The organism is Bacteroides fragilis, from assembly GCF_019583405.1.
In the GTDB taxonomy this organism is placed as follows: domain Bacteria; phylum Bacteroidota; class Bacteroidia; order Bacteroidales; family Bacteroidaceae; genus Bacteroides; species Bacteroides fragilis_B.
Genome location: NZ_SZUU01000006.1, coordinates 190,117 through 214,852, shown reverse-complemented (window position 1 = coordinate 214,852; position 24,736 = coordinate 190,117). Strand labels below are relative to the sequence as shown.

15 protein-coding genes are annotated in these 24,736 nt (G+C 44.5%); 3 read left to right on the top strand and 12 right to left on the bottom strand.

The features are described 5' to 3' along the window. Positions 1-95 precede the first annotated feature (95 nt). Positions 96-1,535 carry a cardiolipin synthase gene (cls, locus tag FDF36_RS14520; protein WP_220391817.1) on the top strand — a complete coding sequence of 480 codons (1,440 nt, stop codon included), beginning with the start codon at positions 96-98 and terminating at the stop codon, positions 1,533-1,535. A 17-nt stretch (positions 1,536-1,552) separates the two neighbouring features. On the opposite strand, the gene FDF36_RS14515 is transcribed toward cls, so the two are convergent. Genes FDF36_RS14515 through FDF36_RS14505 form a run of 3 tightly spaced genes read right to left on the bottom strand, consistent with a single transcriptional unit; the run spans position 1,553 to position 3,562 of the window. After that, on the bottom strand, positions 1,553-2,086 hold the full coding sequence (locus tag FDF36_RS14515) for an RsmD family RNA methyltransferase (RefSeq protein ID WP_220391816.1): 534 nt from the start codon (positions 2,084-2,086) through the stop codon (positions 1,553-1,555). Then, on the bottom strand, positions 2,077-2,871 hold the full coding sequence (locus tag FDF36_RS14510) for a DUF3822 family protein (RefSeq protein ID WP_220391815.1): 795 nt from the start codon (positions 2,869-2,871) through the stop codon (positions 2,077-2,079). Before FDF36_RS14510 ends, FDF36_RS14515 begins: the two co-directional genes overlap by 10 nt. A 7-nt stretch (positions 2,872-2,878) precedes the next feature. Continuing rightward, on the bottom strand, positions 2,879-3,562 hold the full coding sequence (locus FDF36_RS14505; RefSeq protein ID WP_220391814.1) for a hypothetical protein: 684 nt from the start codon (positions 3,560-3,562) through the stop codon (positions 2,879-2,881). Positions 3,563-3,658: 96 nt separating this feature from the next. On the opposite strand from FDF36_RS14505, the gene FDF36_RS14500 reads away from it, so the two are divergent. Further along, complete coding sequence (locus tag FDF36_RS14500) at positions 3,659-5,077, top strand: ATP-dependent DNA helicase (protein ID WP_220391813.1); 1,419 nt, start codon at positions 3,659-3,661, stop codon at positions 5,075-5,077. A gap of 96 nt (positions 5,078-5,173) precedes the next feature. Here FDF36_RS14500 and FDF36_RS14495 read toward each other — a convergent pair whose 3' ends face one another. From FDF36_RS14495 to FDF36_RS14460, 8 genes are all read right to left on the bottom strand, one after another. Then, entirely contained in the window at positions 5,174-6,907 is a 1,734-nt protein-coding gene (locus tag FDF36_RS14495; RefSeq protein ID WP_220391812.1) for a SusD/RagB family nutrient-binding outer membrane lipoprotein, read from the bottom strand. Between the two features lie 22 nt (positions 6,908-6,929). Beyond that, positions 6,930-10,346 (bottom strand): SusC/RagA family TonB-linked outer membrane protein, encoded by a 3,417-nt coding sequence (locus FDF36_RS14490; RefSeq protein ID WP_220391811.1) that lies wholly within the window; start codon positions 10,344-10,346, stop codon positions 6,930-6,932. 246 nt (positions 10,347-10,592) lie between these two features. Next, positions 10,593-12,863, bottom strand: a complete 2,271-nt coding sequence (locus FDF36_RS14485) for a GH92 family glycosyl hydrolase (RefSeq protein WP_220391810.1) — start codon at positions 12,861-12,863, stop codon at positions 10,593-10,595. A 65-nt stretch (positions 12,864-12,928) separates the two neighbouring features. Continuing rightward, entirely contained in the window at positions 12,929-15,196 is a 2,268-nt protein-coding gene (locus tag FDF36_RS14480; protein ID WP_220391809.1) for a GH92 family glycosyl hydrolase, read from the bottom strand. Positions 15,197-15,225: 29 nt separating this feature from the next. Continuing rightward, the gene (locus FDF36_RS14475) at positions 15,226-16,224 is read right to left on the bottom strand and encodes a FecR family protein (RefSeq protein ID WP_220391808.1); all 999 of its coding nucleotides are present in this window, start codon (positions 16,222-16,224) and stop codon (positions 15,226-15,228) included. 52 nt (positions 16,225-16,276) lie between these two features. Continuing rightward, complete coding sequence (locus FDF36_RS14470) at positions 16,277-16,831, bottom strand: RNA polymerase sigma-70 factor (protein WP_220391807.1); 555 nt, start codon at positions 16,829-16,831, stop codon at positions 16,277-16,279. 38 nt (positions 16,832-16,869) lie between these two features. After that, entirely contained in the window at positions 16,870-19,086 is a 2,217-nt protein-coding gene (locus FDF36_RS14465) for a GH92 family glycosyl hydrolase (protein ID WP_220391806.1), read from the bottom strand. 501 nt (positions 19,087-19,587) lie between these two features. After that, positions 19,588-20,781, bottom strand: a complete 1,194-nt coding sequence (locus FDF36_RS14460; RefSeq protein WP_220391805.1) for a multidrug effflux MFS transporter — start codon at positions 20,779-20,781, stop codon at positions 19,588-19,590. A gap of 149 nt (positions 20,782-20,930) precedes the next feature. Between FDF36_RS14460 and FDF36_RS14455 the strand changes: the two genes are divergently transcribed. Beyond that, positions 20,931-21,785, top strand: coding sequence for a helix-turn-helix domain-containing protein (locus FDF36_RS14455; protein WP_005810447.1), 855 nt, complete (start codon positions 20,931-20,933; stop codon positions 21,783-21,785). Between the two features lie 248 nt (positions 21,786-22,033). On the opposite strand, the gene alaS is transcribed toward FDF36_RS14455, so the two are convergent. Next, positions 22,034-24,652: an alanine--tRNA ligase gene (gene alaS, locus FDF36_RS14450; RefSeq protein WP_220391804.1), complete on the bottom strand. Its 2,619-nt coding sequence runs from the start codon at positions 24,650-24,652 to the stop codon at positions 22,034-22,036. Positions 24,653-24,736 lie beyond the last annotated feature (84 nt).

Sequence of the window (24,736 nt, the reverse complement as noted above, 5' to 3'; positions counted from 1 at the left end):
GTCCGGAGGGATTATCGTTTTGAATCGGGACAGTTGTTGTTCGTATCCGATATTTTCCATACATTTGTTCTTTGTATAATCCGCGGAGGGCGAATATGATAGATTGGAACTACATAGCAAGTGTAATAGCTACCGTTGCCTTTGACATTATTTATTTCGGGGCCATTATCGGTACGATTGTCATCGTGATTCTCGACAATCGTAATCCGGTGAAGACAATGGCGTGGATTCTGATCCTGATGTTTCTTCCGGTTGTAGGGTTGGTCTTCTATTTCTTTTTTGGGCGTAGCCAAAGGCGTGAGAAGATTATCGGTAAGAAAAGTTATGACCGTTTGCTCAAAAAACCGATGGCAGAATATCTGGCGCAGAATTGCTGTGAAACACCGAAGGAATATGCACGGCTGATACAACTGTTTCAGAATACGAACCAGGCTTTTCCGTTCGAGGGAAACCGGGTCGATATTTACACTGGAGGGTATTCTAAATTACAAGCTCTGTTAAGAGAGTTGCAAAAGGCGAGGCTTCATATTCATATGGAATATTATATCTTTGAGGATGATCCGGTGGGGCGACTGGTGCGTGATGTACTGATAGAGAAGGCACGCACGGGAGTCGAGGTGCGTGTGATCTACGACGATGTAGGATGTTGGCATGTTCCTCATCGCTTTTTCGAAGAGATGAGAGATGCCGGAATTGAGGTACGCAGTTTTTTGAAGGTCCGTTTTCCCTTGTTCACGAGTAAAGTGAATTATCGTAATCACCGGAAGATTGTGGTGATTGATGGTCGTGTTGGATTTATTGGTGGAATGAATCTTGCCGAACGCTATATGCGTGGCTTTTCGTGGGGAATTTGGAGAGATACACATATATTGATTGAAGGAAAAGCGGTACATGGCCTTCAAACTACTTTTTTGCTTGATTGGTATTTCGTAGATCGCACTCTGATTACAGCTTCACGCTACTTTCCTAAGATAGAAGCCTTTGGTAATTCCTTAGTTCAGATTGTGACGAGTGAGCCGATTGGTCCTTGGAAAGAAATCATGCAGGGGATGACGGTAGCTATATCCGGTGCTAAGAAATATTTCTATATGCAGACACCTTACTTCTTACCTACCGAACAGATTTTAGGTGCAATGCAGACTGCCGCATTAGCTGGGGTCGATGTCCGGTTGATGTTGCCTGAACATGCGGATAATCGGGTAACACATTTAGGCTCCTGTTCTTATCTGGCAGATGTCTTGCGTGCAGGAGTTAAAGTCTATTTTTATAAAAAGGGATTCCTGCATTCTAAATTAATGGTTTCGGATGATATGCTTTCAACTGTGGGATCTACCAATCTCGATTTTCGTAGCTTTGAACATAATTTTGAAGTAAATGCCTTTATGTACGATATGGAGACGGCATTGCAGATGCGGGAGATTTTCTTGCAGGATCAGCGGGAGAGTACCCAGATTTTCTTGAAGAGCTGGGAAAAACGTTCCTCACGTCAGAAAGCAATGGAGTCTGTAGTCCGTTTGTTGGCTCCGTTGCTATAAAGAAAACCTCCTTCAGCCTATCTGAAGAAGGAAAAATTGACACTTCCGTATATTCTTCTTTCTAAAAAGTGGGGATGAGCTTCAAAGTTACTCTGTTTGCCATGCTCCAGTACGAACAAGCCATCCTCTTTCAGTAGGTTGTTCTTGAAAATTAAATCCGGAATTGTTTCCAATTCTTTTAACTCATAGGGAGGGTCCGCAAAAATGAAATCAAACTGTTCATGGCTACTGTTTATGAATTTAAATACATCTCCACGGATGGGCAGGCATTTGTCTGTTTGCACTTCTTTCATGATTTTACTGATGAAAGCATGGTGGGCACCCTCTTTTTCTACACTGATGACACGGTCACAGCCACGTGAGACCAGTTCTATACTGATACTGCCTGTACCGGCAAACAGATCGAGAGCAACAATGCTATCTTCGAAATCCATGTAATTGGATAATACATTGAACAGATTCTCTTTGGCAAAATCTGTTGTCGGACGTGCCTTGAAGGTTCTGGGCACATCAAATCTTCTTCTTTTATATATTCCGCTGATTACTCGCATGTTAATAAGGCTTGCATGTCAATATTGCTTGCAGGGTTCATTATAAATACTTGCTGTATGTATTTACGTAACTCCTGTATTAGTTTTTCTTTATCATTAAATACGCCTGTCAAGTGAAGTTCGTCGCGTTCTTGATCGAAATTCAACTGCTTCCAGAGATAGAGCAGGTAGTAGATTCGGTCACTTGTTTCGCGGCATTCAAATGAATTGGCAAGAAGCAAATGTCCACGCTCATAACAGAAAAAGTCGATGGTGTTAGGGCGAATAGAAACGTATATCTTTTTACTGTTTCCTAATCTACTTTTCACCGAAAAATATTCTGCTAATGGAGCCGCTTGTGAATAAAATCTCGCTTCAGGGTATTGGGCGGATAAGAACTGGCAAGTACTTTTGTCCATGCCAAAGATGACTACGGCGTTATTCTTTTTTAGAATATTATATTTTACCGTTTCATTTTCTTTGGGAGTATGATTGTGGTAGAATATCATTTCGGACTGGTCATCCTCAAACAGTTCAAGGGGGATTAGGGTAAAACGCTTGTCCGCCATCAGAATGTTTACCCGTTTGTAAGTATGATTCAGAAAGTCCAATTCACGAAAAGCCCGTTTGAGATTGGCTGTAAGAGATAATGAAGCTTCGACCTCCTTCTCAAAGAAAGAGAGCGAACTATCGTGAATCGGATTGTAGATAGAAAAAGAAAATCCATCCGTACTAAGACGGATGGACAATGTATATTGTTCCGATTTACTAAAGTCAATCGTTTCTGCAATTGCTCTATCGGGCATATTCGGATTATTCCCAGTTACCTGCGCCGTTGTTAGGAGTGTCGATAGAACCTACCATCAAACCTGCGTATTTACCCAGTTTGGTTTGAACATCTTTCAAGTTTGCGATTTCTTGCTTGTCAAGTCCGTTCAAGTATACATCATACGGAGTATTAGCCTGGAACAAGAAGATAGGAGCTCCTGATTTAGTTGTATCGTTTTTAGTGTACATTTCGAACTGTGCACCATTACCGAACGGAACATATCTCAAAGAGTCTGCATTGAATGACTTATCGTAGATAGTATCTGTTACGGCAACCCATATTGTATCACGTTTGAAGCCCATCAAGCCGGCAGCTTCAACTTCTTTCCAGTTGTTAGTCTTTTTAGCCTTGTTGATCATAGCCATGGCTTTCTTTTCAGTCATACCGTCTTCCAGCTGCTTATCGCTCAATACGCCTTCTTTAGATACGAAAGGAATCTTTTGTGTCTTAACGAAATCGATCAGTGTGTCAAAGCTTGCAGTATACTGCTTGTAAATGTTACGATATTCTGCCTGAGCTTTACGAATATCAATCAAGCGGGCAACAACTGCTTTGTCTCTGTGCTTTTTAGCTTTTTCGAAGTTGATAGGACCCATGATACTAGCATAGCAAATGTAAACCAAAGCAATGGCGCATACACCTAGTACGATATTAAATACTGTTTTCATGATAAATATGTTTTTTTTAGTTTATATTCGTAGCGCAAAAATAAAATAAATAAATCTAATTAACGATAGTTCTTGTAACTTTTTTCTCGTACAAAAATGATAAATAACTATTTAGAGCGGCAAATTAAGGAAAATTTTTCTTATCAGCCAACTTTTGAGCAAGAAATAGCTGTAAAATCTCTTTCGGAGTTTCTACTTTCTACGGCTAATGATACGGTTTTTGTGCTTCGTGGATATGCGGGAACAGGAAAGACTTCTCTTGTCGGGGCCTTAGTGAAAGCGATGGATAAGTTACAACAGAAATCGGTATTACTGGCTCCTACGGGGAGAGCGGCTAAAGTATTTTCTGCTTACGCAGGACACCCGGCCTTTACCATTCATAAAAAGATATACAGGCAGCAGTCTTTTTCGAATGAAGTAAGTAATTTTTCAATCAATGATAATCTTACCACCCATACATTATATATTGTAGATGAAGCTTCCATGATTTCGAATGAAGGTTTGTCGGGATCTATGTTTGGTACGGGGCGGCTTTTGGATGATCTGGTCAAGTTTGTTTATTCCGGTGCAGGATGCCGTTTGCTGTTGATGGGAGATACAGCCCAGCTGCCTCCGGTAGGGGAAGAGCAAAGTCCTGCACTTGTTACAGAGGCATTGAAAGGATACGGACTGAATGTGATAGAGGTCGATCTGACACAAGTGGTGCGTCAGGTACAGGCATCTGGTATATTATGGAATGCGACCCAAATACGCCGGTTAATTGCTGAAGAGGAGTGTTACTCGTTGCCTAAAATAAAAGTGAGTGGATTTCCGGATATAAAGGTAGTGCCCGGTGACGAGCTGATTGAGACCCTGACCGGATGTTACGAAAAAGATGGCATGGACGAGACGATTGTGGTATGTCGTTCCAATAAGCGGGCCAATATATATAATAAAGGTATACGTGCCCAGATTCTTTACCGGGAAGATGAACTGAATACGGGTGATTTGCTAATGATAGCGAAGAATAATTATTACTGGACTGAGAAGTATAAAGAAATGGATTTCATAGCGAACGGAGAGATTGCCGTGGTTCGCCGGGTGAGACGTACTCGTGAACTGTATGGTTTTCGGTTTGCCGAAGTGGTTCTTTCATTTCCGGATTATAATGATTTTGAAATTGAAGTAAACTTGTTGCTGGATACACTCCATTCGGATGCCCCTGCCTTGCCCAAAACAGAAAATGACCGGCTTTTTTATTCCGTACTTGAGGACTATGCGGACATTACTGTCAAGCGGGAGCGAATGAAAAAGATGAAAGCAGATCCGCATTACAATGCTTTGCAGGTAAAGTATGCTTATGCAGTGACTTGCCATAAGGCACAGGGCGGGCAGTGGCTGAATGTTTTTCTCGATCAGGGGTATATGTCGGATGAATATCTGACGCCGGATTATTTCCGCTGGTTATATACGGCTTTCACACGTGCATCGAAGACACTCTATTTGGTGAATTATCCGAAAGAACAAATAGAGTGACAGGAGTATACATAAAAACAGGGAACCCATCCCGGGCTCCCTGTTTCTCTTGTGTAACCTAATTTATTGTCAGTGCATGAATATTAATCTCGTTGTTTAGCGGAAGTTGTTTGGAGTAACGTAATTGCCTCCATCGTCATTGGTGTCGGCTACGTCCCACCATAAACGAGTTCCTTGTGTATCTACATCTTTCGGACGGTTCGGGTTAGACACTTCACTATCCGGGTATCTCAGGCGTTTGATGAACTTGCCGTTTGCGACTTCACCCCCTGAGTTGTTGCCTCCTTTAGGTGTTTTCATATAGCGGGGATAGTCTGTACGGCGGAACTCTGCCCATCCTTCGTTACCGTTAGGATATACGGCAATCCACTTCTGAGTGATGATTTGTTCCAGCTGTGCTTCTCTGTCACCACTCTTGAAGGCTTGTAATCCTTTTAATCCTTCCATGTATTTGCTGATCTTTTCTTGTCCTTCTTCGTCAGCACCAATTTGATAGTAGTTGAAGGAAGCTTCAATGCCTTCTTTATAGAGATCTTCAGCGGTACCTTTAGCACCGGTCCATCCGCGGAGAGCGGCTTCTGCTCGGAGGAACAAGCTTTCGGAGTAGCCCAGCCATACTATTTCGCGTGCATAACACCACCAATGTTTGCGGTCGAGTTTTTTCTGATCTTGCTTGATGAATACACGACTCGGAGAATAAGTCGTTGTGTAGCTTCCTCCCAATGAAGTCTCACCGTTTTCACAACCATTGAAGTCTTTTGTCATGTCTTCTTTAGGTTCGGTTTGGTTCAGGTCCTCAAGGGCGGTTGGCCTCCACCACAATATTTCGCAACGCGGGTCGAGAATGGTCGATTGTTCTTTATAAGCTCGTTCCATTTCTTTAGATAGCACTACGTTGGCACTCCAGTTATACAGAAGTGTGTAGATGTTTTCGTTACCACCCGTGATGTACGAGTATTTGGGAGTCTGCTTCATATTATCATCATCATTTTGCATCAATCCGGCAGGGTCGGCCATGGCTTTCTCCCCCTGTTCTTTGGCCAGTTGAGGATCTACATTCGATACACGCAGTGCCAATCGTAAGCGAAGGGTATTGGCAAAACGAAGCCATTTGTCTTTGTCGCCTCCAAAGCACTTGTCGTTTTCACCCAGGCTGTATTGTGCAGTAGAAGGAGTGTTGTGCAGTGCAGTGATGGCCTGATCGAGCATTTTAAAGATAACATCGTACACATCTTTCTGATCCATGTATTTCACTTTCTCATCTGTGGGCATTGCACCTTTTACGTAGTATTCCAATGGAATGGCTCCATAAGTGTCTGTTTGCATAGAGATCAGGAATGCGTAGTAGATGCGGGTTATATAGAACGCATTGTGATAGCGCTCTTTTCCACAGAACCAGAATGTCTTGATCAACTGGCTGTATTCTTCTACAGTACGGTTGTCGTAGAAGTGCTCCCAGCGTCTTTTGGACCATCCGTCGTTATAACCGTAGGTAGGTGAGTTGGTCACGAATCCGCTAACGTTGTTGGCAAAGTAAGCAGCGTAGATGTCATGGGTCAGGTTGGTCGTAACCTGATAATCATTATACAGTCCTTCGTAAGTGAGGTTGGCGAATACTGAACCGATGGCACTTTCCGTGCCCTGAAGACTTTTCAGTGCACTGGGTGTCAGTTCGTAGTCGATATCGATTCCGTCGGGCGTGGCACCGATTATTTCCGGATCGTATACCGGTGCGTAGGGATCGGTATTCATTTCTTCGAAATCATTACATGCAGCCAGTCCTAACAGGAGAGTGCACATGGCAAGCGATTTGTATATTTTGATTTTCATACTATATCTTTTATTTATAAAATTAGAAACCAAGGTTAACTGAGAATCCGAATGTACGGGTATATGGTACAGCCATAAAGTCGATGGCCTGGGAGAACATAGTTGTGTCGTAACCACCTTCAGGACTTGTTCCCGGAGTATGTTTCAACAGATAAGCCAGGTTACGTGCTACGAACGAAACATTCAGCGAGTTGATCGGCGTTTTCTTCAGCATGCTTTTGGGGAATGTATAACCGATGGCCAGTTCCTTCAGCTTGATGAAAGAAGCATCGTAGATAAAGTCTTCCGCGTTCTGTGCTCCGTAATAGTTGGATGCTGAGATCTTCTGAGTATTAGGTGTTCCGTCTTCGTATACACCCGGGAAGATCATCATAAAGTTATCGCTTTCTCCACGATTCATGGTACGTTTAGCCATACCCGAGCCTGTTGCGTTCATTTCGGAGATAGAGATGATATCGCCACCGAATTTCATATCGAACATGGCCGACAATGTAAAGCCTTTATAAGTGAACGACGGAGATACAGACATCAGCAAGTTAGGCTGGATGTTACCGATGGGTTTAGCCAGGCGCTCGTCAGCATCTGTGGTCGTCATAGGCAAGCCATTCTCTTTATTAATAATGATATTACCCTGTTCGTCACGCTTGTAGAGAGTCTTGGCATAGATTTCACCCAATTTGTGACCCGGGCGTGCACCTACATTGATCGGGAAGTTAGAGTCGCCATTGAAGTAGATGTAGTCTACACCGTCAGCCAGTTTCTCTACGTTCGATACGTTCTTGGCCAGATTGACATTTAGATCGAAAGAGAAGTCTTTTAATTGTACCGGTGTAGAGTAGATCATCATTTCGAAACCTTTGTTGGTGATCAGACCGGCATTGACCCATTTACCTCCACTCCAGGGGGCAGCGGCGGGCACTTTCATGATCTGGTTCTTCGTGCGGCTATAATAATAGGTAAAGTCAAATCCCAGACGGTTGTTGAGGAACTTCATGTCCAAACCTGCTTCGTAAGAAGAAGAGATTTCCGGTTTCAGTTGGTCGTTCATTTTCACGTTCGATTTGCTTGGAATCAGCTCACCTTTTTCAAATTTAAATCCGTACGTGTTGTATAACTGATACGGGTCCGTATCTTTACCTACTTGGGCGGCAGACAAACGTACCTTGGCGAAAGTGAGCCAGTTGGGCAGTGTTTTGTCCAGTGAGCGGACAAAATCAGAAACGACAAAACTTAAGTTGGCAGACGGGTAGAAGAAAGAGTTGTTCTTCTTCGGCAGTGTAGACGACCAGTCGTTACGAGCGGTCAAGTCCAGTGATAGATATTCTTTCCAAGAGAGTTGCAAAGATCCGAATACTGAATTTGTTGCGCGTTCATGTCCGGTTTCTCCGGCAGTGTTCAGCATATTGGCTGCATTGAAAATCCATTGTCCCTTATCCAGCATATTGCGTACGCCGGCATTCAGTGATTCATAATTCTGGTACATGAAGTTACCACCTACCGTGAAGCCCAGACGGAAATTGTCAGTCAGCTGTTTGTCACCCATCAATACGATTTCTGCGTTCGATTCGAAGAAGTTCTGCTCCTCGCGGTTCATTTCGTCATCGGTGATATCTTTGATACTGCTCTCACCGTTGATACCGTCACCTGCGTTCGTTTCTTCGATTCGGGTACGATAATAATCGAATGCATATTTGGCAGACAAGTGCAACCAGTCAGTAAAGTTGATTTTCATTCCATAATATCCGAAAGCTCTCCAACGTTCGTCAGAGTTGTGGCGCTGGTTCAGGACGTAATAAGGATTACGGATACCGGCAGTAGGACCTGTCCAGTTTACGTGTGCATTGCCATCTGTCGAATATTGTTTCAGGTCGTCCAGGCGGATATTGTTAGGAATACCCATCAATTGAGCGATTGCTCCGTAAGTACCGAAGTAAGGACGATCTTCTGCTTTGGTACGTGAAAGTGAAATCTTTCCGTCCATAGAGAGATATTTGTTCATTTCCATTCCGGCATTCAGGTCGAGGTTGATTCGGTTGAGCTTCTCGTTCGGGAATACGCCCTTATTATTCGAGCTGCCGAAAGAAGCACGAAAGTGCGATTTATCTGTTACGTTGCTTACCGATACATTGTGGTTTTGCGCGAAACCGGTATCGAAGTAATCTTTCAGTTTATTGCCGTATTTAGAGAATGCATAGGTATCGCCGTTCCAGGCTTTCTGCATGCTTCCGTCCAATACAGGTCCCCAACTTGAAGAGTCTGTCGGATCATATTTGGCATAATATTGAGACAGAGGATTCTTGTTTTCATCCTGAGTCACAATGTGGCCCTGTCCGTAACGATCTTGCATCTCGAGAGTTTCGGCTACCTGGCTCCAGGTGAAGTTGCCGCTATAGCGTACTCCGAACCCATCTTTCTTGCTACCTTTTTTGGTTGTGACCAAGATCACACCGTTACCGGCACGCGAACCGTAGAGAGCGGCGGCATTCGGACCTTTCAGTACAGAGATCGATTCAATATCTTCCGGGTTGATATCGACGGATGAACCACCACGGTCGACACCACCGTAATAGGTAGCATCCGAGTTATTATTGTCACTGAACGGTACACCGTCTACAATCCAGAGCGGCTGGTTGTTATCTGCGAGAGAAGAGTTACCGCGGATTGTAATCTTGGTAGAACCACCCAGGCCGGTTCCGGCTGTATTCATTTGCAGACCGGCTACTTTACCTTGCAATGCACTGGTCACTGAAGGGTCTCCTGTCTGGTTCAGTTGGTCACCTTTGATTTCCTGTACGGCATATCCCAACATTTTCTTCTCACGTTTGATACCCAAGGCGGTTACAACCACTTCACTGATCATCTGAGTATCTTCACTCATAGTTACATTCAGAATGCTTTCTTTAGCGGGCAACACTTGTTGTTTGTATCCGATATAGGAGAATACGATTTCAGCTTTCGGATCATTGACGGTCAGGGTGTATTTACCTTCCAGGTCCGTAATGGCTCCTGTGCTGGTACCTTTAACAGATACATTGACACCGATCAGTGCTTCGCCGTTAGCATCTACGACTGTACCGCTGATCTGACGTTTGGCCGATGCCTGAACCGGATCTTGTTGTTTGGCGGCCTGAGACAGATAAACAATGTTATCCTCGATTTTGTATGTCAGGTTTTTGCCTTTGAGAGCAGCATTCAACAGTTGTTCCAGACTTACATTCTTTACGTTCAGATTCTCAATCGGCATGTTTGACGATTGGTCATCATAAAAGAATTGATATTTAGACTGAGATTGCACCGTCTTGATGACTTGGCCCAATGTAGTGCGGGAAGTTGAAAATGTGAATTGTGCAAATGACCACTGGATAGGAGCGGCAGCTAAAAGAAGAACCAGCGACGCTTTAAGTAGCTTGGGTCTTTGAAATAGGATTTTGTTTTTCATTGATATAATTAAATTAATTAGTTAACTTTAAAAACATACAAGGTTTAAGCATTGTATTTATAATATAACTCAACGGCTTTTGTACCCTTGATGTTAATAAAACAAGTGTCCCGAAAGAAACACTTACTTCAGTTACTAACTTTTTTGAGAATTATTTTATATGTCCCTGAGGATGCGTACGTGTATCTGTATTGGATGATGGGTATGCACCCTCAGGGGATATATGAGTTGTCTAAAGAGAGAGGACTATTTCACCTTGGAGAATGAATAGGGGGCATCATCGTCGTTGATGCCTCTGTTGAGGTTGGGTTGTGAACTCATTTTGAATTCAATGGTTCCGCCTTGCAGCAGATCGGCATGCTTCAGATAGTTCCGAGTTGATTCTTGCCCGTTGACCCGGAGGGATTCGATATAAAGATTCTCCTTACTGTTATTCTGTGCATCGATCACAAGATTATTGCCATTTTCAAAGTGTAGCGTTGCCTTTTTGAACAGAGGGGCTCCAATGACATACTCATCTGTTCCTGGACATACCGGATAGAATCCGAGGGCTGAGAATACATACCAGGCAGAGGTCTGTCCGTTGTCCTCGTCGCCACAGTAACCGTCAGGGCCCGGAGTATACATGCGGTCCATTACTTGACGAAGCCAGTATTGCGCTTTCCAGGGCTGTCCGGCATAATTGTACAGGTAAATCATGTGCTGTATCGGTTGGTTGCCGTGTGCATAGTTGCCCATGTTCATCACGGTCATTTCGCGGATTTCGTGGATCACCTGTCCATAATAACTGTCATCGAATATGGGAGGAACTGCAAATACGGAGTCCAGCATCGTGATAAACATCTTTTTGCCTCCCATCAGATCGATTAATCCTTGCGGGTCGTGAAATACCGACCAAGAGTAATGCCAGCTGTTACCTTCTGTGAATGCATCTCCCCACTTCAACGGAGAGAATGGTGACTGGAACTGGCCGTTTTCATTACGGCCACGCATCAGTTTACTTTCTTTGTCGAATACATTCCGGTAGTTCATGGCACGTTTGGCAAACAGTTCAATTTCTTTTTTCGGTCGGTTCAGGGCTTTAGCCAGTTGGTAGATGCACCAGTCATCGTAAGCGTATTCTAAGGTGCGGGCTGTATTTTCATTGATTTTCACGTCATAGGGTACGTAGCCCAGCTTATTGTAATACTGATACCCCAAGCGTCCGGTAGAAGAGACTTCCGGATGTACATTCTCTGTACCGTGAATCAGCCCTTCATACAGAGTTTTCACATCGTCTACCTTTACTCCTTTCATATAGGCGTCTACCAATACTGAAGCAGAGTTATTGCCAATCATGCAACCTCTGTGTCCGGGACTCGCCCATTCCGGAAAGAAGCCGCTTTCCTTATAAGTATTGACAAGTCCTTCTTGTATTTCTTTGTTTATCGATGGGTACATCAGGTTCAGGAATGGAAACAGGCAACGGAATGTATCCCAAAATCCTGTATCGGTATACATATATCCGGGTAGTACCTGACCGTTGTAAGGACTATAATGAACCGGTTGCCCGTCTGCCGTAAACTCATAAAATTTGCGGGGGAACAGTAGAGAACGGTAGAGGCAAGAGTAGAATGTACGGTACTGATCCAGATTGCCGCCTTCTACTTCTATTTTACCTAATACATTGTTCCAGGCATCATTCCCTTTTTGTGCAAGTTGCTCAAAAGAGTCGTTACTCAATTCTTTAAGGTTCTGAGCCGCTTGTTCGAAGCTAATGAACGAAGAAGCTATACGAGCATGCACGATTTCACCTTTACGGGTACTGAAACCAACGACGGCTCCCGTATGGTCGGCTTTCTGTTCCAAGTTGCCTTCTTCCAGCTTGTTGTCTGCAAAAGTGCCTTTGTAAGTGAAAGGCTTGTCGAACTCGATAACGAAGTAGTTTTTGAAATTCTCGGGTACTCCGCCACTGTTACGGGTGGTGTAGCCGATTATCTTGTTCTCTTCCGGAATTACTTTTACGTAGGAACCCTTGTCGAATGCATCCACTACAATGTATGAGTGTTCGTTTTCGGGAAAGGTGAAACGGAACAGAACCGCACGTTCTGTCGGAGTCATTTCGGTCACTACATCGTGTTCGGCCAAATATACTTTATAGTAGGAAGGGGTTGCTATTTCGCCTTTATGACTGAACCAACTGGCACGTTTTTCTTCATCAAACTCAAGTTTACCTGTGACGGGCATGATGGAGAATTGTCCGTAATCATTGATCCATGGGCTGGGTTGGTGAGTTTGCTTGAATCCCCTGATTTTGTTGGCTGTATACGTGTATTGCCATCCGTCCCCCATCTTGCCCGTTTGTGGTGTCCAGAAGTTCATTCCCCACGGACGTGCAATAGCGGGATAGGTGTTCCCTGTTGATAATTCGAAAGAAGACTGTGTTCCCATCAGTGGGTTTACGTATTGGGCCCAGTCTTTGGCCTTAGCCATTAGTGAGCAAGCTATGAGGCAAGCGGTCAAAAGTATTTTTCTCATGGTGTGGATAAATGTATTGCTATATGGATATTATATATTTTCTATTACGTTCGCATAATCTGTGGTTAGGGTTGAGTCCGCTGATCCGTCATTTCAATTTCCAACGTACTGCCTGCTATGATATCGTCATGCGTAAAGAATGGTTTTTCCAATGGTTTTCCGTTCAATGTCATACTTTTGATATACTTATTCTTTTTCGAGTTATTCTTAGCTATCACTGTAAACTTCTTGCCATCAGGCAGGTTAACCACGGCTTTATCGAATGCGGGGCGTCCGATAGAATAAACCGGTTTACCCGGACATACCTGATAGAATCCCATAGAATTGAGTACATACCAAGCCGACATTTGTCCGCAATCTTCATTTCCCGACAGTCCGTCTACGGCATTAGCATATTGGCTACGGTATACGCTGTCTACCAATTCTTGTGTCCTCCACGGACGGTTCACATAGTTGTACATATGAATCACGTGGTGGCTGGGTTCGTTGCCGTGGGCATATTGTCCGATCAGTCCGCTGATGTCCGAGGAGGTTGTTTCGCCTTCCAGTGAAGAGTCGGCGGTAAACAGAGAATCCAGTTTACCGACAAAGGCATCTTCGCCGCCCATTAGTTTTACCAATCCTTCGATGTCGTGTGGAACGAACCAGGTCCATTGCCAGGCAGTCCCTTCACAATAATCATCGTTGCGGTGAGTTGAAGAGCGTGGATTGAAGGGAGTGCGCCATTCGCCCTTACTGTCCAATCCGCGCATAAAGCGGGTTTCCGGATCGAAGTAAAACTCGTAGGCTTTTGCGAAACGTGCGTATTTGTCCCGGGTGTCGTAGTCGTTCAATGCATCGGCAAATACTGAAATACACCAGTCGTCATAAGCGTACTCCAAGGCCTTGGCAACCGATTCGTTTTCGCGGTCACACGGTACATAGCCGATTGAGTTTTTATAATATTTGGCTTTCGGCATCAGGTGGGGTAACACCAGATCAGGGCATTTGATTCCTGTTGTATCATATTCTGCCGCACGCACGCAGGCTCGGTAAGCTTCTTGGATGTCGAAATTACGATCGCCTTTCATATATGCATCTACAATGACGGGAACGGCATGGTAACCAATCATTGTACCGGTATAGTTGGAAGCCATGTCCCACATTGGAAAGATGCCCCCCTCCTGATGTTTTTTGATCAGTGAACGGATGAAAGCATTGTTTAGATCCGGATCTATAATGGTCATTAGCGGATGCAGCGTACGGAAGGTATCCCATAAAGAAAAAATGGTATACATCGGATTCAGTGTATCTCCTTGATGTACTTGCAGGTCCATACCCAGATAACGTCCGTCTACGTCCGTAAACAGATTCGGACTAACGGCAGTGTGGTAGAGTGCGGTATAGAAGATGGTTTTGTCATCTTTATCATTTGTGGTAATATCGATCTTCGATAACGTTTCATTCCACGCTTTGCGTGCGTCTTTACGTACTCCGTCAAAGTCCCAGTCTGGTATTTCAGTTTCTACATTTTTGCGTGCACCCTCTATGTCCACAGCAGAGATTCCGACTTTGACAAACACTTGTTCGTCTTTGGTAGTGTCAAAGTGAAGTAATGCTTTACAGGTAGGCAGCAGTCTGCCTCCTTCATCAAGTGCCATCGAATCAGTCACCAACGTGTAGGTGAAAGGCTTCGAGAATTTTGCATAAAAGTTGATATATTGGTCGAAAGCCCAGTACATGGTCTTTTTACGGCCGCAGATTTCGGTGGGGCTGATGACCTCTATTTCCATCTCTTTGTTGGTCTGCCGTTGCAGACTGTAGTCTAAGTCGAGGATGAATCCTGCTTCTTTACTTTCAGGAAAAGTATATTTGTGGATGGCTGCCCGTTTGGTTGCGGTCAGTTCGGCTTTTACTTGATAAGTATCCAGGAAGACTGAGTAATAGCCCGGTTCGGCAGTCTCATTCTGATGTGAAAAGGCAGAAGCATAAGCCATCTGCTGGCTCTGTGAACCTGTGGGGAGGTACTTTTGTTCGCCCACCGTAGGCATCAGTAGTACATCTCCATAGTCGCAACAACCGGTTCCGCTCAAGTGGGTGTGTGAAAATCCGTTGATGGTAGAGTCTGCATAGTAATAGCCCGAACAAGCGTCCCACCCATCTATACGGGTGTCCGGGCTGGGAGAAATCATGCCATGGGGGACAATGGTGCCCGGAAAAGTATGACCGTGTCCGCCTGTACCGATAAATGGGTTGACATAAGCTGCGTAATCAGTCATGTCCGGCGAGTTTGTGCAGGAGTTCAGAGACAATAAGCCTCCTAAACATCCCGCCAGGAATGTTTTAAATTTCATGGTACTGTATGTTTATTTTAATTAGTTGCTCACTTGTTACGTGAAGAAATAAAGATATTGTCTCCCACAATCTTATAATTGATAGGTATAGAGTTGTCCAACGATTGGAGTACAGACTCTATATTATCTTTTTTCTTCAATACACCCGAGTAAGTTTTGTCGGACTTAATGTCGGGTGAAAGAATGATTTTTACATCATAAAAGCGTTCCAACGTCCGGGTGATGGCAAAGATGTCGGCCTGTTCGAATGGGATCAGGTCATTGTGCCATACGGCATCCAATTTGGCATCTACTTGCTTCACCACCAGTCTGCGGGTTGTTTTATTCAGTTCGGCCTTTTGTCCGGGCGAAAGAATAATCATTCCTTCATCGTGGTTTCCTCTCACTTCTATTTCTCCTTCGATCAAGGTTGCTTCTGCGAGTTTGTGACTCTTGTCGCACTTGAAGTTGAAGGTGGTTCCCAACACTTTGACACGCATAGCCTCACTTTCTACAACGAAAGGACACCGACGGTTCTTAGTGACTTCGAAATAAGCTTCTCCATCGAGAAATACATCTCTTTCGGTTTCTGAGAATTCCTTGGGATATCTCAAGGTGGCCGATTGATTGAGCCATACTTTCGTGCCATCGGGCAACATCACTTCTTTCACTTTGCCATCTGTGGACGAGGCCGTTATCATATTCCGGGTCGGGTCGGCCTGATAGTACAGGTATCCGCCTCCGGTGCCTATCATCAGTGCGAGCACGATGATAGCGGCATATCGCATCCATTGTTGTATTCTGATCACTTTGCGGCTATGTGCATCTTCCTGAGCCAGTTTCTTGTATAGTCGTGCTTCTGCCCGGGCAGCTCTTTTCTGATCAGGAAAGCTGTCGTGTCTGCCCAAATGATATACCTCTTCCATTCGGAAAAGTCGGCGGGCATTATCGTCTGATTCTTTGATCCAAGCGTTCACTCTGGCAAAATCTTCGTCAGAACATTCGCCTGTCAGATATCTCATCAATATTTCTTCGCTCAGATTATTCATCTTTTCTTTCTCATTATATAATAGAAACAATTAAATCTTTAAAAACACTTATCTATTTGATGAAAAATAATAGAAATAAAAGCCATAAATGGCCGAGACGGTTTCGTAAGAACTTCAGTGCCTTGTACATGTGGGCTTCTACCGTACGTAAAGAGACTCCCATCACGTCGGCTATTTCTTTATTCTTCATTTCATGCAGATAGCTCAACTTAAACACTTCCTTGCATTTGTCCGGTAGCTCGTTAATGGCTTGGTAGATTTCGTTTCGCAATTCGCGGTCTTCTATCCGCCGGATTACTTCGTTGTTGTCCGGCTGATAGAATTCCGCTCTTTTTTGGTTGATTTCTTCCACAGCAGCGCAATATCCGTCCTCTATGCTGCGATGTTTCAGCACATTCAGGGCCCGGGTATATACCGCGCGATAGAGGAAGGCCTGGATCTGGTCGCCTATTACCATGGAATCTCTCCGTTTCCACAGTTCCACGAATACATCCTGTACCACATCCTCTGCTTCTTCATCGCCCACCAGGCGGGTGGCGTAGAACATCAGGTTCGGATAGTACCTCCGGAACAGGGCTTTGTAGGTTATATCAAATGTATCGTCCATCTTTTTGGCTGCTGGTTTTGGGGTTTACGGGCTACAAGTTATTTATCGCTTGTAACTTTCTCCTTTCCCATTTCAAACTCAAGGGTTGCACCGCTCATAATCTGTTCATGGGTAATGTAACTTTTATCATAGGGTTTTCCATTCAGTTTGGTTGATCGGATATAGATGTTCTCTTTGCTGACAGCCGGAGCTTTGACAGTGAATGTTTTTCCGTTGTCAAGGTGCAGTTGCACTTCCGGGAAAAGGGGAGTACCTATTTCGTATTTACCACTTATCGGATCAACGGGATAGAACCCCATGGCACTGAATACATACCAAGCAGACATTTGTCCACAGTCTTCGTTTCCGCAGAGTCCGGCAGGGCTGTTCAGGTAGAGTTCGTTTATTACTTTTGCCACATACTCCTGAGTTTTCCAAGGCTGGTCCACCGCATTGTATAAGTAAATGACGTGGTGACTGGGTTCATTGCCATGTGCGTATTGCCCGATCATCCCGGTGCTGAACAAAGGAAGTTCGTCGTCGGCCGAAGGATGGAAGGTGAACATGCTGTCCAGCTTTTGGGTAAAGCGTTCTTTCCCTCCTACTAGGCTGATCAGTCCGTTTATGTCATGCTGTACCGACCAGAAATATTGCCAACCGTTGCTTTCGCAGATATGCGGTGTATAAGCATCTGCTTTAAAGTCTTTCTGAAAATCTCCCTTGTCGTCACGAGGTTGCATGAACGAGGTTGCCGGATTGTATACGTTACGATAGTTTTGCGACCGCTTATAGAATTCGTCCGCAATCTCTTTCTTTCCCAGTTTTTCTGCCATGCGGGCAATGCAGTAATCATCATAAGCGTATTCAAGTGTTTTGGATAACGACCAGTTTTCGGCATTATAACTATCTTTTTCATTGAAAGGAACATATCCCAGTTCTTTATAAGCGCCAATTCCGCGGTAATTGTCCAGGTTGGCGGTAGCTACACAAGCTTCCAATGCCTTTTCCGGATCAAAGTTGCCTATACCTTTCAGATAAGCATCCACAATCACGGGAACGGCATGATAACCGATCATCATGTCGGTTTCACTTCCATAAAAGTTCCAGACCGGCAGGCGACCGTTCTGTTCGTAGAATGCAAGGAATGATTTCACCATGTCGTTCACCCGTTCCGTTTCGGTATAGGTAAATAGAGGATGTGCGGCACGATATGTATCCCACAGTGAGAAAGTGCTGTAGTTCACCCATCCGTCTGCTTGATGTATCTTTTTATCCGGTCCGTAGTAAGCACCGTCCACATCGCTGTAGATGGTGGGGGCAAGCATACTGTGGTACATTGCAGTGTAGAAGTTTACCCGGTCGTCTTCGTTATCACCTTTGATTTCTATTTTAGAGAGCTGCTTATTCCAGTTGTTGCGGGCAGCCTCACGGTATTTTTCAAAATCATTTTCAGGCACTTCCGCTGTCAGGTTCTTGGCGGCTCCTTCCATGCTTACACCTGACAGCGCTGTATTGACGAGGATCTGTTCACCGTCTTCCGTGTCAAAGTCGAAACGGGCTACAGTAGCGGTACCTATTCGTTTACCATCTTTCAGGATGGCGGTAGTATCCATCTGTACGGCAGCAAAAGGCTTGGAGAAGCGGGTGCGGAAGTATACGTGTTGATTTCGTGCCCATCCGTCGGAAAAGCGATATCCCTGAATAGTCACCGAATCTATTACTTCTATGTGAGAGTCGTTGGTGAAGTCCCAGTTCATAGCCTTTTTCAGGTTGAGGAAGATAGCGGCTTTGGCTTCAGGAAAAGTGTAACGCTGAATGCCGCATCGTTCGGTTGCCGTCAATTCGACGTTGATACCGTAATCTTTCAGCAGTACCTGGTAATATCCTGCCGTGGCGCTTTCGTCCTGATGGGAAAATTTGGAGTAGACGCCCAACGGAGCTTCTGCTTCTTTGTAGGGCGAGGTGACAGGCATAAACGAAATGTCATATAAGTCTCCGGCTCCCGTGCCCGAAAGATGAGTATGGCTGAACCCGGCAATTGTGCTGTCGGGATAGAAATATCCTGAAATGCGGTCCCAGCCGGGCAGTCCGTTGTCCGGACTAAGCTGAACCATGCCGAAAGGTGCTTGCGCTCCGGGATATGTATTACCGGTGAAGTCTGTTCCGATAAATGGGTTTACATATTGTGTGTAATCAGTGCTTGTCTGCTTGGGGGCAGACGTACAGGCTGTGAATACGAATAAAAGAATAAATGATAAATGAAAAAATGCTTTCATGCGGCTTGGGTTAGAATTTTAGTAATTGATTGATTCAGTGTACAAAGGTAGAGAATATAAATGTAAAACGAAAGAACTTGTGTGTGGATTGATTCGTCTTTTTGTTTTTCGGTTCGTTATTACTGGGTAGGAGGACTGCCATTCTAAACTGCTGAGTGTAGACAATACATTTTCCGTTTCGGTTATCTCTTCTTTGTGTTTTGAAAATAGATATGTATAGATAAAGTATTGCTGCCACTGGGCGATCGAATGTATAAGTGTGATTTGTGCAGAGTTCCTATAGGTGGTTTAAAGGAAGGGAATCATTGGTTTAAAACCGAAGGGGCATTGGTTTTAAAGGAAGGACCTTTTGCTTTTAAACTAATATTTGGGCAGTTAAAGGTCTGTTTATAGGTGAATTGTAATTTATGCTACGCTTCGACTTTATCTTCTGTAAGTCGTATTGGATTTGGAACTTCCTTTTGACGTTTGTCAGGAAAAGATATTTGAATGTGAAAGTTTTCAATGATATAGCAGTCCGGAGGGCTGAGCGGATCGTGATAATACATATCGCGTGCACGCATAGGTACAAACAGAACCTGCTAAAAACAATATTCCGGTAGAGGTCATCATATCTCCTAAGCTTACAAGCGGCGATACGATACCTCCAAATGCAAACCCGGTGGCTCCCAAAAGTGCCGAAGCAATGCCTGCATTCCGTCGCTCACACTCCATGGCTAACGTGTTGGATGCCGTAAAAGTCATGCCAATCATGGAGAGTAGAGCGAAGATCAATAGCTCGTAGATCCAAAAATCACAACCCAGAGGTAAGAACACCATTAACAGTGCAGATACTGACAGCATGCCCCGGCTTCCTATATATAAAGCCCGTTCCATAGTAGGCAATTTTATCGATATTGCTGAAGAGATAACCATTGCTATCGCATTGATTCCAAAGCAGAGGCTGAACGATAGGGGAGAGAGTCCGTAGTGTTGCTGCATGATGAATGGTGCAGAAGAGATATTGGCAAACAATATTCCCATGGTAAAGCCGTATTGCAGGACGTAGCCTACATAACGGCGGTTGCGGAGGACTTCTCCAAAACGATGGTATAGGGCTTGCCAACTCACAGCCTGTCTGTGTTCTGTCGGAAGTGACTCATTCAGGTGCAGACTTCCGGATAGGAGAGCCACTCCCATAAGGAATAAGCAGATAAAGATGCCTTGCCAGCCTGTTATCTGGGCCAGAATACCTCCTCCGATGGGGGCAACGACTGTAGCAATTCCGTTTATTCCCCCGATAATGGCGAGCATACCGGCCAGTTGGTGTCCCGAATACTCGTCGGTAGCTATGGAGCGGGAAATCACGACACCACCTGCTCCGGCAATGCCTTGTAAGAATCGGGATACCACAAATAGTGAAATGGTGTGTGAAAAGATGCATCCTACCGTAGCGAGCAGGAACAGAATCATGGCCAAAAGTAAGGGAGAACGTCGTCCGTACTTGTCACTCAGGGGACCGAAGATTAATTGTCCGGCAGCCAAACCAATCATACTGGTTGTGAGTCCTAATTGTACCATGGAAGATGAAGTCTGGAAAAAATCTGCCATAGCCGGCAGGGTAGGCAAATACATATCCATTATAAAAGGGCCGAAGGCACTTAATACACCTAAAAATAATAATAAGAACCGTCTGGAATTCTGTCTGTCAGTCATTGCTATTCTCTTTGATCAATACAGTCGCAAAATTACTTCATTTGTTAGGAACCGGACGTAGGCTAATCTGTACAAAATATGTTGTTTTCAGAACAAAATAGTCCGAATACAAAAAATAAACCTACATTTGTTGCCTAAAACAGACTTTCATGAAAACAGACCAATTGCTTGCCGATACGAAAACGATCCGATATGAAGAGACAGATCTGACTTCTTTGATATCGACTCCATACCATTTCCGGTGTGGTATCTATCTGATTTGTACGCGGGGGGAAGCCATTGTCTCTACCGGTGTGCAGAAATATATATTTAATGAACAGACAGAACTGATCTTCCTGACCGGTAGCTTGCTGCAAGTGCTTGAAGCTTCCGAAGATTTGCAGGTGAAAATGTTGATGTTTCCTAAAGAAGCATTTCTAAATGCCATGTTACCTATTGATACACCCTACTTTAATTATACTCACGAACATCCCTGTTACCGTCATACTGCTGACGAACGAAGTCAGAAGACTTGGCGCCAGATCAATTTGTGGATGGATATGGCACAAATGTTGTTTACCGAACCGATGCCGCAGTTCAGAGGACAACAAGAGCACAATTTTTTGCAAAGTTTGCTCATGTGGCTGTTTAATACGATTCCGGAAAAGTTGGCTGTCAGCAAGCAATATAGCCGTACTCAATTACTCTGCCATCGGTTTATGCAATTGATCCGCGAATATAGTATGCATGAACATCAGGTAGCTTTTTATGCCGGAAAACTTTGTATATCGTCTCGTTACCTGCATAAAATTACAGTTCGGCATTTAGATGGAAAGAAGCCTAAACAGCTTATTGATGAACAGTTGGTGGCTGAAATAAAAGTGCTGTTGAATGAACCCCGTCTATCTGTAACAGAGATAGCTGAGCAACTGCATTTTCCGGATCAATCCTATTTGACACATTTCTTTAAGAAGAATACAGGTATCTCTCCAAAAGAATTTCGGGCGATAAAGAATCTCGGATGAGGCTGAGTCTGCCCACTCTTTTCCGTTATTGTAATAGTGGGAGTAGAATAAAAAAGATAATTCTTGCTTTTCCCGGGGGATAAAGTGAGTTTGTGATATGGACATTCGATGAAGGGGAATGAATAGAAAGAGTCCGGTGCAGTACCGGACTCTTTACTCGGAGAGTCTATGATGTTTGATCTGACTTCCAGCTTTATATGGAAACTTTCGGATAGCGTGGTTCCCTTTTTCGTGGAGAGTCGGGACTTTTAGATTCCTGCCAGTTCCAGTACCTTTTCAACAGCAGCGTTCAGTCCGTCCGGATTCTTACCGCCGGCTGTCGCGAAGTGAGGTTGACCGCCACCGCCACCTTGAATCAGTTTGGCAGCTTCTTTTACCAGATTACCTGCTTTCAATCCGCCTGCAACCAGATTATCGCTGATCATGACCGTCAGCATTGGCTTGTTGGCATCAACTGTTCCGGCTACAAAGAACAGGTTTTCTGTAATTTCACCACGAAGTTGGAAAGCGATGTTCTTCACTACTTCGGCGGGCATCGGCAAGCAGAACTTAATGACTTTAATGCCGTTAATCTCTTGTACATTCTTAAGCAGGCGTTCTTTGACAGCAGCTTCTTTTTCTTTCATGAAGTCTTCCACCTGTTTTTTCAGTCCTGCGTTTTCATCAATATACTTGCGAATGGCCACACCAAGGTCGGGAGCATTGTTGAAAAGAGCTTTCAAGTCGCTCAAAGTATCCTGGATCGTATCCAGCATTTCTTCTACGCGAGCTCCGGTATATGCTTCGATACGGCGTACACCGGCAGCTACCGAACTCTCTGAGATAATTTTTACCATACCGATGTTTCCGGTAGCGGCAACGTGAGTACCCCCACAGAATTCAATGGATGAGCCGAACTGGATAACACGTACGTGGTCACCATATTTCTCGCCGAACAGGGCGATTGCCCCCAGTTCTTTCGCTTCTTCAATAGGGATGTTGCGATGTTCCTGCAATGGAACATTGGCACGTATCTTTGCATTTACCAAATGCTCCACTTTGCGGATTTCTTCATCCGTTACTTTCTGGAAGTGAGAAAAGTCGAAGCGCAGAGAATCCGGCGTAACCAATGATCCTTTCTGCTCTACATGTTCGCCTAAAACTTCACGGAGCGCTTCGTCCAGCAAGTGGGTAGCCGAGTGATTGGCTGCACAAGCGGCACGTTTGTCTGTGTCTACACATGCCATCATCGGAGCTTCCGGATGTTCGGGCAGTTTCTTCGTAATATGTATCGGAAGATTATTTTCTTTCTTGGTGTCGATTACTTCGATAGTCTCGAATTCGTTTACCAATACACCGGTGTCGCCCACCTGACCACCGCTCTCTGCATAGAACGGAGTGTAGTCCAGTACGATCTGATACAGGGTCTGGTTTTTCTGTTTCACCTGGCGATAACGCAGGATGGAAGTTTCGTATTCCGTGTAATCGTAACCTACAAACTCAGTAGTTCCTTCTTTCAGTATGATCCAGTCACCTGTCTCTATGGCAGCTGCATTGCGGGCACGTTGTTTCTGCTGTTGCATTTCGGCATCGAACTCTTCGACATTGACTGTCATACCGTTTTCACGCAGAATCAACTCTGTCAGGTCGAGTGGGAAACCGAATGTATCGTATAATGTGAAAGCGTCTTTACCGCTGATTTCCGTCTTTCCGTTAGCTTTTGTGTCAGCCATTGTTTTATCGAGCAGGCGGATACCGGTTTCCAAAGTACGGAGGAATGATTCTTCTTCTTCTTTGATAACCTTTTCGATCAACTCTTTTTGAGCAATCAGTTCCGGATAGGCATCTCCCATGCTGTCAATCAGAACCGGAAGCAATTTGTACATAAATGCCTGTTTCTGTCCAAGGAATGTATATCCGTAACGAACGGCACGACGCAGGATACGACGAATCACATAACCGGCCTTGGCATTCGACGGCAATTGTCCGTCAGTGATTGAGAAAGCAATGGTACGGATGTGGTCGGCAATAACACGCATGGCAATGTCGTTCTGTTCATTTTTGCCATATTCCGTTCCGGCCATTTGGGCGATTGCTTTAATCAACGGCTGGAATACGTCCGTGTCGTAATTGGATGTTTTACCCTGCAAAGCCATGCACAGACGTTCGAATCCCATACCGGTATCAATCACTTTTGCCGGAAGCGGCTCAAGAGTGCTGTCGGCTTTGCGGTTGTATTGCATGAATACAAGATTCCAGATTTCGATAACCTGGGGATGATCGTGGTTCACCAGGTCGCGTCCTGAAATCTTGGCGCGCTCTTCTGCAGGACGAAGGTCGATGTGGATCTCCGAGCAAGGACCACATGGACCTGTATCACCCATTTCCCAAAAGTTGTCATGCTTGTTGCCGTTGATGATATGGTCTTTGGGAAGGAATTGTTCCCAGATGGAAGCTGCTTCGTTATCACGTTCCAACCCTTCTTCCGGGCTGCCTTCGAATACTGTTGCATACAGGTGTTCCGGATTCAGTTTCAGGACGTCTACCAGATATTCCCATGCCCAACTGATAGCTTCTTTCTTGAAGTAATCGCCGAACGACCAGTTACCCAGCATTTCGAACATGGTGTGATGGTAGGTATCGTGTCCTACTTCTTCAAGGTCATTGTGCTTGCCGCTTACACGAAGGCACTTTTGTGAGTCCGCGACTCTGTGGTATTTCGCCGGGTGGTTACCCAAAATAATATCTTTAAACTGGTTCATCCCTGCATTGGTAAACATCAGGGTGGGGTCATCTTTAATCACCATTGGAGCCGAAGGAACAATCTGATGTCCTTTTGACTCGAAGAAATTCTTAAACGAATCTCTGGTTTCTTTTGCAGTCAACATACTTCTATATATCTATTGTTGAGGTTAATATTCTAAAAAAAGCAGTGCAAAGATAGCTTGTTTTTATTATTTTTGCCGTATTAA